8 protein-coding genes are annotated in these 11625 nt (G+C 59.8%); 7 read left to right on the top strand and 1 reads right to left on the bottom strand.

The genetic code is table 11. The features are described from left to right. Nucleotides 1–293 precede the first annotated feature (293 nt). The 5 genes from ACTJKV_RS20830 (at nucleotide 294) to ACTJKV_RS20810 (ending at nucleotide 8030) form a co-directional block, all read left to right on the top strand. The gene (locus ACTJKV_RS20830) at nucleotides 294–1244 is read left to right on the top strand and encodes a phosphoribosylaminoimidazolesuccinocarboxamide synthase (protein ID WP_274103331.1); all 951 of its coding nucleotides are present in this window, start codon (nucleotides 294–296) and stop codon (nucleotides 1242–1244) included. 2 nt (nucleotides 1245–1246) lie between these two features. Continuing rightward, entirely contained in the window at nucleotides 1247–1906 is a 660-nt protein-coding gene (locus tag ACTJKV_RS20825; RefSeq protein WP_062444251.1) for a TetR family transcriptional regulator, read from the top strand. Nucleotides 1907–2092: 186 nt separating this feature from the next. Then, a complete protein-coding gene (locus ACTJKV_RS20820) occupies nucleotides 2093–3292 on the top strand; it encodes an efflux RND transporter periplasmic adaptor subunit (RefSeq protein ID WP_062424817.1) in 1200 nt (399 codons plus the stop codon). Nucleotides 3293–3349: 57 nt separating this feature from the next. After that, on the top strand, nucleotides 3350–6436 hold the full coding sequence (locus ACTJKV_RS20815) for an efflux RND transporter permease subunit (RefSeq protein ID WP_062424818.1): 3087 nt from the start codon (nucleotides 3350–3352) through the stop codon (nucleotides 6434–6436). Nucleotides 6437–6581: 145 nt separating this feature from the next. After that, nucleotides 6582–8030, top strand: coding sequence for an efflux transporter outer membrane subunit (locus ACTJKV_RS20810; protein WP_274103333.1), 1449 nt, complete (start codon nucleotides 6582–6584; stop codon nucleotides 8028–8030). A gap of 502 nt (nucleotides 8031–8532) precedes the next feature. Here ACTJKV_RS20810 and efp read toward each other — a convergent pair. Next, nucleotides 8533–9102 (bottom strand): elongation factor P, encoded by a 570-nt coding sequence (gene efp / locus ACTJKV_RS20805; RefSeq protein WP_062424820.1) that lies wholly within the window; start codon nucleotides 9100–9102, stop codon nucleotides 8533–8535. A gap of 248 nt (nucleotides 9103–9350) precedes the next feature. On the opposite strand from efp, the gene epmA reads away from it, so the two are divergent. Further along, on the top strand, nucleotides 9351–10415 hold the full coding sequence (gene epmA / locus ACTJKV_RS20800; protein ID WP_274103334.1) for an EF-P lysine aminoacylase EpmA: 1065 nt from the start codon (nucleotides 9351–9353) through the stop codon (nucleotides 10413–10415). After that, on the top strand, nucleotides 10412–11464 hold the full coding sequence (locus tag ACTJKV_RS20795; protein WP_274103335.1) for a lysine-2,3-aminomutase-like protein: 1053 nt from the start codon (nucleotides 10412–10414) through the stop codon (nucleotides 11462–11464). The genes epmA and ACTJKV_RS20795 overlap by 4 nt, the downstream gene beginning before the upstream one ends. Nucleotides 11465–11625: the final 161 nt, after the last annotated feature.

Here is an 11625-nt window from a genome sequence, read left to right as displayed (position 1 = left end):
CGATTTTCTCTAGAACAAAGGACTTCGTCGCCAGCAGCGCCGCCGCCCTCGTCAGTGAGCGGACTTATAAGAGACACACCCCAAACAAGTCAACAGAGGTTTTTCAACAAAATCCATATTTCTTGTAAGTCGCTGTTTTAAATAGGCAATTTCGAACTCACGCAACGGGAGCTCTCAAATCCCCAAACTTCTACCTCTCTATTTTCCGATTTCCCAACATCGGATAGGGTTGTTTTACCGTCGCGCCATCGACTATGGCCCGTCCAGCGATATTTGCAGAGATAGGAAAGCCCGTGCGTATCCTGAAAGAAGCCGTCATCCCTGAACTTCCCAACTATTATCGTGGCAAGGTCCGCGAGAATTACGATCTTCCGGACGGCAACCGGATCATCATCTCCACCGACAGGCTGAGCGCTTTCGACCGTATCCTCACCTGTATTCCCTATAAGGGACAGGTGCTGACCGAGACGGCGCATTACTGGTTCGAAGAGACCAAGGACATCTGCCCCAACCATGTCGTCTCCTATCCCGATCCCAATGTCGTCATCGGCAAGCGGCTCACCATCCTGCCCGTCGAGATCGTCGTTCGCGGATATCTGGCGGGCACGACCGGCACCTCCATCCTCACCCTCTATAAGAAGGGTGAGCGCAGCATGTATGGCGTGACCTTCCCCGACGGCATGAAGGACAACCAGGAACTGCCCGAGCCGATCATCACGCCCACCAGCAAGGAATTCGATGGCGGGCATGACGAGCCGCTGACGCCGGCCGAGATCGTCGAGAAGAAGCTTCTGACCGAAGAGCAGTGGCAGACGCTCTCCACCTATGCGCTGGCGCTCTTCAAGCGCGGCCAGGAAGTTGCGGCCAAACGCGGCCTCATTCTGGTCGACACAAAGTATGAGTTCGGCACCGACGAAAACGGCACGATCATTCTGGCCGACGAGATCCACACGCCCGATAGCAGCCGCTACTGGATGGCAGACAGCTATCAGCACGCCTTCGAGACGGGCGCGCGCCCGGTCAGCTTCGACAAGGATTTCGTCCGCGCCTGGGTTGCCGAGCGCTGCGATCCCTATAAGGATGAGATTCCGCAAATCCCGGAGGAACTGGTTCTGCAAACGTCTCGTGTCTATATGGAAGCCTATGAGCGCATTACCGGGCAGACCTTCAAGCCCAATAACGAAGAGGCATCACCGCTCGACAGAGTGAGACGGAACCTGGAGCCTTATTTCCCCGGAGCCTGACTGTGACCAAGGTTGCCGATAGCAATTCGAAAAAGATCAGCGAGGCGGTGGTGAAGAAAGCCACCCGCCCGCGGCGTTCCGGCGAGGAAACCCGCCGCGATATTCTGGCAATGACGGACAGGCTGTTCCGTGAGCGGGGCTTTTCTGCCGTCGCCATCGCCGATATCGCTGCGGCACTTGGCATGTCACCGGCCAACGTGTTCAAGCACTTTCATTCCAAGATCGCCCTGGTCGATGCCATCATGCTCCAACGCATCGGCGTGTTCAAAGAGAAGATGCATCTTCTCGACGATACCCACACCCCGCACGATCGGATGCTGACGCTGGTTCGCACGCTGATGCAAAACCATCGCAACGACCTGACCGACAATCCCTATATGATCGACGTCTTCCTGCAGACCTCGAAGCGCGAACTCTCCTGCGGCGCCCATTACCATCAGGTGCTGACGCAGCAATTCGCCACCATTATCGGCGATGGCATCAAACAGGGTGTCTACCGCGAGGCAGACCCAATCAAGGAAGCCGGACTCGCATTGACCGTGCTCTCCTGTGTTCTGCATCCTTTGCTGATTTCCCGCGAAGATGTTGGCATTTTGGCAACACGATGCGAGGATGTGGTTATGCTGATTGACCGTTCGCTGAAATACGCTCTTGAAAAGTGACGGTTTTAAATTTACGTCACTTCCAGCATTTTCAGTCTTGCCCTGATTTGACGGTATATGCGCGTCGTCCAGGCCTTTGAACGAGATGAAGTAAAATGCCGCTTTGTACGACCCGAGCGGCTGACGTTTTTTAAAAGATCGATCGACCGCAGCCCTATTCCTTCATACTCCAATATGAGAAAATTGATGACCCGACGCCTTCAAGCCCTTCTAGCAACGGTTCTCATGGCAGGCGTCCTTTCGGGCTGCAGCGATAGCGGCGATGGCAAGGATGCTGGCGCCCAACAGGCCAAGCGGCCGCCCTCGCCCGTCAGCGTCATCACCCTGAAGGAGAGCGAAAGCCCGCTGACCACCGTGCTGCCCGGTCGGGCCAGCGCCTATCAGAGCGCCGATATCCGACCGCGCGTGTCGGGCATCATCCGCGAGATTCCCTATAAGGAAGGCAGCGAGGTCAAGCAGGGCACCGTTCTCTATCAGATCGATGACGATACCTATGGGGCGGAAGTCGCGCAGGCCAAGGCGACCCTTGCCAAGGCGGAAGCGAGCATTCCAGCCGCACAGGCGAACTTCGTCCGCTACGAGCGCCTCGTCAACAGCGGTGCGACGCAGATTGAATTGGAAAATGCCCGAACGACGCTTGCCCAGGCGCAGGCCGATGTGGCGCAGGCACGCGCAGCGCTTGAGACGGCGCAGATCAATCTCGACCTGACCAAGGTGCGCGCGCCATTTGACGGCATCGTCTCCTTCACCAATGTCACCGTCGGCAATGTGGTGACCGCCAACCAGACGACGGCGCTGACGACGCTTCGCCGCATCGACCCCATCTATATCGACCTGATCGAATCGAGCGCAAATCTGCTGCGCCTGCGCGATGCGATCGCAGCCGGCACTATCGGCAGCGGCGAGAAAAAGGCCGGCATCCATCTGACGCTGGAAGACGGCACGGAATACAAGCAGGACGGCAAGATCGACATGTCCGACAAGGCAGTCAGCGAAACCACCGGCACCTTTTCCATCCGCGCGCTTTTCGACAATCCGAACGACCTCATTCTGCCAGGCATGTATGTGCGCGCCACGCTCGCCATCGGTAAGGAAAAGGGCTTCCTTATTCCCCAGAGAGCGGCAACGCGAAATGCCAATGGCGAGCTGACCGCAAAGTTCGTCGGCGCGGAGAACAAGGTGGAAACCCGCACCTTCCCCACCAGCCGTCAGTCCGGCAATGCGTGGCTGGTGACGGAAAACGTCAAGGACGGCGATAAGCTGATCGTCGACGGCTTCCAGTGGATCACCGATGGCGCGACGATTGCGCCTGTCGAAGCGACCATCGACGATCGCGGTATCGTGGTTCCGCAAAAGCAGGCTCAACCTGCTGCGCCTGCCAAGTAAGTCGGCATGACCCCCATGTCCGGCTCAACTGTTCAATTCACATAAGGCGCAGTCCAGATGGCTCATTTCTTTATCAAGCGCCCTGTCTTTGCCTGGGTCATTGCCATCGTCATCATGCTTGGCGGCGTCTTGGCGATCTTCACCCTGTCGATTTCGCAATATCCGGATATCGCCCCGACGACGGTGCGCATCAGCGCCTCCTATAATGGTGCGAGTGCGGAGACCGTGGAAAAATCGGTGACGACCATCATCGAAGACGGAATGACCGGCCTCGACGATCTCACCTATATGACGTCGACGTCCTCCACCGGCAGCGCGACCGTCACACTCACCTTCGGCACCAGCATCATGCCGGATATTGCCCAGGTCCAGGTGCAGAACAAGCTTCAGCTTGTCCAGTCGCAGCTTCCCGATGTGGTGCAGCAGCAGGGCATCGAAGTCAGCCGCTCCACCTCGTCGATCCTGATGGTCGGCGCGCTGATCTCCACCGACGGCAAGCGGACCTCGGCCAATCTGGGCGACGTCTTTTCCACCCGCGTCGAAGACCAGATCAAGCGCCTGGAAGGTGTTGGCAGCATCAACGTCTTCGGCTCCGAATACGCCATGCGTGTGTGGCTCGATCCCTACAAGCTGAACAAGTATCAGTTGACGACCGCCGACGTGACGAGCGCGATCGAAAGCCAGAACACCCAGGTCTCGGTCGGTTCGCTCGGCGCACAGCCCGCGGTCAAGGGCCAGCAGCTGAACGTCACTGTCACGGCGCAAAGCCAGCTGACCACGGTTTCCGATTTCGAATCCATCATCCTTAAGGTCGAAAAGGACGGTGCCACGGTTCGCCTCAGCGATGTGGCGCGCGTGGAAATCGGCCAGGAAAGCTATGGCGGGGATTCCCGCTCCAACGGTCGCCCGTCCGCAGGCTTCGCGGTGAACCTTGCGACTGGCGCGAACGCGCTCGATACGGCAGCCCGCGTCAAGGACGCGCTGACCAGCGTCGCAGGCTCGCTGCCGGAAGGCGTGGTGATCGAATATCCCTATGACACCACACCCTTCGTCAAGCTCTCGATCGAAAAGGTCGTCCACACGCTGATCGAAGCCATCGTGCTGGTCTTCGTCGTTCTGCTCGTCTTCCTGCAGAACCTGCGCGCCACCTTCATTCCGATGATCGCCGTACCCGTGGTTCTGCTCGGCACCTTCGGCGTGCTGGCTTTGACCGGCTATTCGATCAACACGCTCACCATGTTCGCCATGGTGCTTGCCATCGGTCTTCTGGTGGATGACGCGATCGTCGTCGTCGAAAACGTCGAGCGCATCATGTCGGAGGAAGGTCTCTCTCCGGTCGAAGCGACGGAAAAGTCGATGGGCGAAATCACCGGTGCGATCATCGGCATCGCGCTTGTGTTGACCGCGGTCTTCATTCCCATGGCCTTCTTCGGCGGTTCGACGGGTATCATCTACCGTCAGTTCTCCATCACCATCGTTTCGGCGATGCTGCTCTCTGCCGTCGTTGCCATCGTGCTGACGCCGGCGCTCTGCGCCACGATGTTGAAGCCGGTCCATGCCAAGAAGGAGCGCGGCCCGGCGGCCTGGTTCAACCGCAATTTCGGCCGCACCACCGATGGCTATGTCGGCAGCATCGGCCATCTGCTGAAGCGCCCGGTTCGCGTCACCATTCTCTTCCTCATCGTGGTTGGCGGTTGCGCCTGGTTCTTCACCCGCCTTCCAAGCTCCTTCCTGCCGCAGGAAGACCAGGGTGTGCTGTTGACGATCGTGCAGCTGCCGACAGGCGCCACGACGGAGCGCACCAACGAGGTGGTGAAGCAGGTGGAAAGCTACTTCCGTGAGAAGGAAGCTGCCAATGTCGAATCCGTCTTCGGCGTGCTGGGCTTCAGCTTCGGCGGTTCCGGCCAGAACAACGCCATGGTCTTCACCAAGCTCAAGGACTTCACGGAGCGCACCGCACCGGAAGCACATGCCGCAGCCATCGTGCAGCGCGCCATGGGCACGTTCCTGTCCTTCCGCGATGCGCAGGTCTTCCCGCTTCTTCCCCCCGCAATCCAGGGTCTCGGCACCTCCAGCGGCTTCTCCATGTATCTGGTGGATAGTGGCCGCAACGGCACGACCGCACTGACCAACGCCTCGAAGGAACTGATCCAGCTTGCCAATGGCAATCCGAATATCAGTTCGCTGCGCTCCAACAGCCGTGACGCCGAATCGCAGATGAAGATCGATCTCGACAAGGAGAAGATGGGCGCGATGGGCGTCGATCTCGCCTCGGTCAACCTGATGCTCTCGACCATCTTTGCCGGTCGCGATGTCAACGACTTCACGCTGAATGGCGAATTGAAGCCGGTCTATGTGCAGGGTGATGCGCCCTATCGCATGCAGCCGGACGACCTGAAGCACTGGTATGCCCGCAATGCCAGCGGCGAGATGGTGCCCTTCTCCTCTTTCAGCACGATCAGCTGGCAGAATGCCGCACCGACCCTTGCGCGCTTCAACGGCACGAGCGCCATTTCGCTCGATGGTGCCGCAGGCCCAGGCGTTGCCTCCGGTGATGCGATGAACGAGATGGAGCGGCTGACGGCGAGCTTGCCCGGTGGCTACACCGTGGCCTGGCAGGGCATTTCCTACCAGGAACGCCTGTCGGGTTCGCAGGCGCCACTGCTCTATGCGCTATCGGTCCTGATCGTCTTCCTCTGCCTGGCAGCCCTTTACGAAAGCTGGTCGATCCCCTTCTCGGTCATTCTGGCCGTGCCGGTGGGTGTTCTGGGTGCGGTCACCGCCGCGCACTTCTTCGGCCAGTCCAACGACGTCTATTTCAAGGTGGGACTGCTGACCACGATCGGTCTTGCAGCCAAGAACGCCATCCTCATTGTCGAGTTTGCAAAGGAGAGGCAGGAACATGGATTGAGCTTGCTCGAGGCAACCTTGGAAGCGGCAAAGCTTCGCCTTCGCCCCATTATCATGACATCGCTCGCCTTCATTCTGGGCGTCGTGCCGCTCGCCATTGCAAGCGGTGCAGGCTCCGCGGCGCAGAATGCGATCGGTATTGGGGTATTGGGTGGTATGCTTTCTGCAACACTGCTCGGAATTTTCTTCGTACCGTCCTTCTTCGTCATTATCAGGCGGCTTTCTAAACGTTAACAACCGTTGAAATATGCTAGCAATGCAAATCGAGGCTGATAGAAGTATGGCAGATTCGAAAGCTGCACCTCCTTCAGCAAACAGCAACGCGACGCTCGCTTCGACTGAGGAGCGCCCAGTGCGCTACACAAACCGGGATAACCATATGCTGTCACTTCGTGCGACCATTCCTCTGACGCTGCTCCTGCTTTCAGGCTGCGTCGTCGGCCCTGACCACAAGGCGCCGGAAACCCAATTGCCAGCCAAGTTCTCCGAAGGCAGCAAGACCAGCAATGGCGACATTGCCACGGTCGCATGGTGGACCGCATTCAATGACAGCCGCCTGAACGGCTATGTTTCGACCGGCCTGTCGCAGAACCTGACCGTTCTGCAGGCGATCGAGCGCATCAACCAGGCCGAATCGAACATCACAGTAGCGGGCGCTGGTTCGCTCCCACAGCTCGGCTCGACCTTCCGTCATGAAACCTCCGGCAGCAAAGGCAGCTTCCCGAGCACCAATGAACGGGTCAGCAACACCACCAGCAACGCCTTCAACGTGTCCTGGCTGCTTGACCTCTTCGGTCGCTACCGCCGCGAAAAGGAAAGCGCTGCCGCCTCGCTCGACGCCGCTTATGCAACGGCTGACGTTCAGCGCCTGACGCTGATCTCCTCGGTAGCGTCTGCCTATATCGACGTGCGCTACTACCAGGAGCGTCTGGCGATTGCCCGCCAGAACCTCGGGTCACGCCGCGAGACGCTGGATCTGACCAAGCTGCAGCTGGAAGCAGGCGCTGCCTCGCGTCTCGATGTCGTCCAGTCCGAAGGTCTGGTCAACTCGACGCTGGCGCAGATGCCGACGCTTGAAACCAACTACCGCCGCGCAGCACACCGCATCGCCACCCTGCTTGGCATGCCGGCTGATTCGCTGGTCGTCGAACTGCAGCGCGGCGCACGCCAGCCTGTCGCCCGCGCCGTTCCGCGCACCGGCATTCCTGCGGATCTGATCCGCAACCGTCCGGACATCCGCGCAGCCGAGCGTCAGCTGGCCGCAGCCGTTGCCAACATCGGTGTTGCCGAAGCGCAGCTCTTCCCAAGCATTACGCTGAGCGGTTCGATCACGCCAAGCTACACCCGCATCAGCGGTGGCGCACGCGGCACGTCCAATGGCTGGGGCTTCGGTCCGACCATCACGCTGCCGATCCTCGACGGCGGTGCCCTGCGCGCAGGCGTCGACATCCAGAAGTCGGTTGCCCGCGAACAGTACCTCGCCTGGAAGTCGACCGTGCTTAGCGCGGTGGAAGAAGTCGAAAACGCCCTGACGGCGCTCAACCGCGACCAGCAGACGGTCAACGCCTACCGCAAGACGGTCGATTCCTACAAGGAAGCCCTCTCGCTTGCGACCGCCAGCTACCGCGACGGCGCCTCCTCGCTGCTCGACGTTCTCGACGCACAGCGCAACGTTTCCGACGCCCAGGCAAACCTGGCAACCGCTGTTCAGCAGGCCGCACAGGACTACGTGGCGCTCAGCGTCGCACTCGGTGGCGGCTATGCCGTGGGATCGCCAAACTCGGTCGCAGCCGTCAAGGTGGCGGCCAACGTGCCGAAGGGCATGTAAGGGCTTCACCATTTCGGTGCTTTTTGAAATCCCGCGGCCCTGGCTGCGGGATTTTTGTTTGTGCGGGCGCTCAGGTCACGAGGTAGCACGTGTTTCAGCAGCGCTGGCTGGCGAAGCCTTTGCGGCTCACCCCCCTCTGCCCTGCCGGGCATCTCCCCCTCAAGGGGGGAGATCGGCAAAAGGCACTCTTTGCATTTCACATCTCACCGCTCACCGCAGTTTGGGGCAAGACGGTGCACCAGTTCGATCTCCCCCCTTGAGGGGGAGATGTCCGGCAGGACAGAGGGGGTGCGGTACGTCTCGGCGGGCGACCGAATGAGCCGAAGTGGGGTCGCGGAAAGAGCAACCCTCTCGCCCAATACAGATCTCTCAATTTAAACCGGACCGCGGTGGCCTTGAGCCAAGAATCCATCTTTTCAACGATGCCGACGCGCCACCTCCCACCAACAAAAAAAGCCCCGGATCGCTCCGAGGCTTCTCAATCAAAAACGTCCGGTCGCGCTTAGTTCTTGGCGCGCTCGACGTAGGAATTGTCTTCCGTGGCAACGACGACGCGCACACCGGCGTCGATATGCGGCGGGACCATGACGCGGATGCCGTTGGAGAGGATCGCGGGTTTGTAGGAGGACGATGCCGTCTGGCCCTTGACGACCGGCTCGGTCTCGACGATTTCGAGCGTCACGTGGCGCGGCAGCTCGATGGCGAGCGGCAGGCCTTCGTGGATGGAGAGAACGCAGGTCATGCCTTCCTGGAGGTAGGCCTTCTGGTCGCCCATGGTCTCGGCATCGACGACCACCTGGTCGTAGTTTTCCGGGTTCATGAAGTGGAAGCCTTCGCCATCCTCATAGAGGAACTGGAAGTTCAGGTCTTCGACGAAGGCGCGCTCGACCTGCTCGGTCGTGCGCCAGCGCTCGGATACCTTCACGCCGTCGACGATGCGGCGCATGTCCACCTGGGTCACGGGCGTGCCCTTGCCAGGATGGAAGTTATTGGCCGTGAGCACGACGTAGAGCTTGCCCTCGACTTCGAGAACATTGCCCTTGCGGACGGATGAGGCGATAACCTTGACCATATGATTTCCTTGTAACTCAATGAAATGCGTCGTAAGGACGGCGCGGCTGCACTGACCCGATGGACGTTTTGTCTGTTTTCTGGGGCGCAACTACCTTAATTCCGGGAGAATTGCCAGCCTTTCAGACACGCGAAGCGAAAACTGTCATACGGTTTTCAAACGAGCGGCGCTGAAACAGACATTCAACCGGTGGATTAGGCAGCGTTGCAACGCACCTTGGTCAAGAGAGACAGCGGACAGACGGGCAGATGAGCACGCGCGCAGACACAACCTCATCCTGGTGGCAACCGGACGTCCATATGGACCGCCGGCCCTTCCTGATGGGCCGCAATGCCATCCAGCGCGCTTTCCGTTCTTTCTTTGCCGATCGCGATTTCATCGAAGTCGATACCGCCACCTTGCAGATTTCGCCCGGAAACGAGGCGCATCTGCATGCCTTCGCCACGACGGGCATCACCACGAGTGGCGAGAACGCGCCCCTTTACCTGCATACCTCGCCGGAATTTGCCTGCAAGAAGCTGCTGGCCGCCGGTGAAACGCGCATTGCCTGCTTTGCCCATGTCTATCGCAACCGCGAGCGCGGGCCGTTGCACCACCCCGAATTCACCATGCTGGAATGGTACCGCGCAGGCGAGACCTATGAGAGCCTGATGGCAGACAGCGCCGAGCTTCTGGCGCTCGCCGCAGACACGGCAAAAACCAAACGCTTTGCCTATCGCGGACGCGAGATGGACCCGTTTCTGGCGCCGGAGCGGCTCAGCGTCGCAGAGGCATTTCAGCGCTATGCGTCAATCGACCTGCTGGCGACGGTATCGCCCAATGGCGAGAACGACGGCGACCATCTGGACCGGCTGGCAAAGGCTGCGGGCATCCGCACCGCGCAGGATGATAGCTGGGCCGATATCTTCAGCCGCATCATCGTCGAGAAGGTGGAGCCGGAACTCGGTTTTGGCCGCGCCACGATCCTCGATGAATATCCGGTCAGCGAGGCTGCCCTTGCCCGGCGCTCGCCGCGCGATGGCCGCGTGGCCGAGCGCTTCGAGCTTTATGGCTGCGGCGTGGAGCTTGCCAATGCCTTTGGCGAGTTGACCGATGCCGACGAGCAGCGCCGCCGCTTCGAGATCGAGATGCAGGAAAAGAGCCGCATCTATGGCGAGACCTACCCGATCGATGAAGAGCTTCTGGCAGCGCTGACCATCATGCCGGCGGCGAGCGGTATCGCGCTTGGCTTCGACCGGCTGGTGATGCTGGCAACCGGCGCGCCGAGAATTGACCTTGTGATGTGGGCGCCTGTCGCGGTCTATGGATCATGACGACACGCGCGCTGAAATCGGCTGACGATCTTCACGACGCAGGCCTCATCGACCAGGCGGCACTGGAGCGGGTGCGTCCGGTGGCGGAACGTTATGCCGTGGCGCTGACGGCAAGCGTGGCCAGGCTGATCGATCCAGCCGATCCACAAGACCCGATCGGCCTGCAGTTTATCCCGGATGAGGCCGAGCTTTATCAGACGAACGAGGAACGCGCCGATCCGATCGGCGACGAGGCCCATAGTCCCGTGCCGGGCATCGTCCATCGCTATCCCGACCGGGTGCTGTTGAAGGCCGTACATGTCTGCCCAGTCTATTGCCGCTTCTGCTTCCGCCGTGAAATGGTCGGCCCGCAGGGCAATGGCATGATGAGCCCGGAAGAGCTTACCGTCGCCTTCGACTATATCTCCTCCCGCCCGGAGATCTGGGAAGTTATCCTCACCGGCGGCGATCCGCTGGTCCTCTCACCCCGCCGTCTGCAAACGATCATGGAAGGCTTGAGCGCCATTCCGCATGTGAAGATCGTGCGCTTCCACACCCGCGTGCCGGTGGTCGATCCGCAGAAGATCGATGCCGATCTGATTGCCGCACTCAAGGCCAGCGGCAAGACGACCTATGTGGCGCTGCATTCCAACCATCCGCGCGAGATGACGCACGAAGCGCGCGCCGCCTGCGCAAGACTGGTGGATGCCGGCATTGCCATGGTCAGCCAGACGGTGCTGCTGAAGGGCATCAATGACGATCCGGCCGTGCTGGCAGAGCTGATGCGCAGCTTCGTCGAAAACCGCATCAAGCCCTATTACCTGCATCACCCCGATCTTGCGCCCGGCACCAGCCACTTCCGGCTGAGCATCGAAGAAGGCCAGCGGATTGTGTCCGCCTTGCGCGGTCACGTGTCGGGTCTGTGCCAGCCGACTTACGTGCTGGATATTCCAGGCGGCCACGGAAAAGCCGTCATCGGTCAGAATGCGGCAACGAAACAGGCCGAGGGTTGTTACGCCGTCTCCGATTTCAACGGGAACGATCACCTCTACCCGCCCTCGGCAGATTAAACGGGCACGAAATCTTCGGCGTTTCCGGCGCTTTGATACAACCAAGCCGGATAAACAAAAATTTCACATTTCCGCCCCCGTCCTGTCATCATAAAGAAAAATATTCTACCTACATTGATAATCATTGATTCCGAGGCAAAACCGGGATATCAGTGATTCAA

Source organism: Agrobacterium sp. 22117, assembly GCF_052045735.1.
In the GTDB taxonomy this organism is placed as follows: domain Bacteria; phylum Pseudomonadota; class Alphaproteobacteria; order Rhizobiales; family Rhizobiaceae; genus Agrobacterium; species Agrobacterium cavarae.
The sequence above is the reverse complement of the archived record's forward strand: the minus strand, read 5'-3'. Positions and strand labels throughout refer to the sequence as shown.

Coding starts and splice junctions, on each gene's coding strand:
- ACTJKV_RS20820 (WP_062424817.1), top strand. CDS start 2,093: ATGACCCGACGCCTTCAAGCCCTTCTAGCAACGGTTCTCATGGCAGGC.
- ACTJKV_RS20815 (WP_062424818.1), top strand. CDS start 3,350: ATGGCTCATTTCTTTATCAAGCGCCCTGTCTTTGCCTGGGTCATTGCC.
- ACTJKV_RS20810 (WP_274103333.1), top strand. CDS start 6,582: ATGCTGTCACTTCGTGCGACCATTCCTCTGACGCTGCTCCTGCTTTCA.
- efp (WP_062424820.1), bottom strand. CDS start 9,102: ATGGTCAAGGTTATCGCCTCATCCGTCCGCAAGGGCAATGTTCTCGAA.
- epmA (WP_274103334.1), top strand. CDS start 9,351: ATGAGCACGCGCGCAGACACAACCTCATCCTGGTGGCAACCGGACGTC.
- ACTJKV_RS20795 (WP_274103335.1), top strand. CDS start 10,412: ATGACGACACGCGCGCTGAAATCGGCTGACGATCTTCACGACGCAGGC.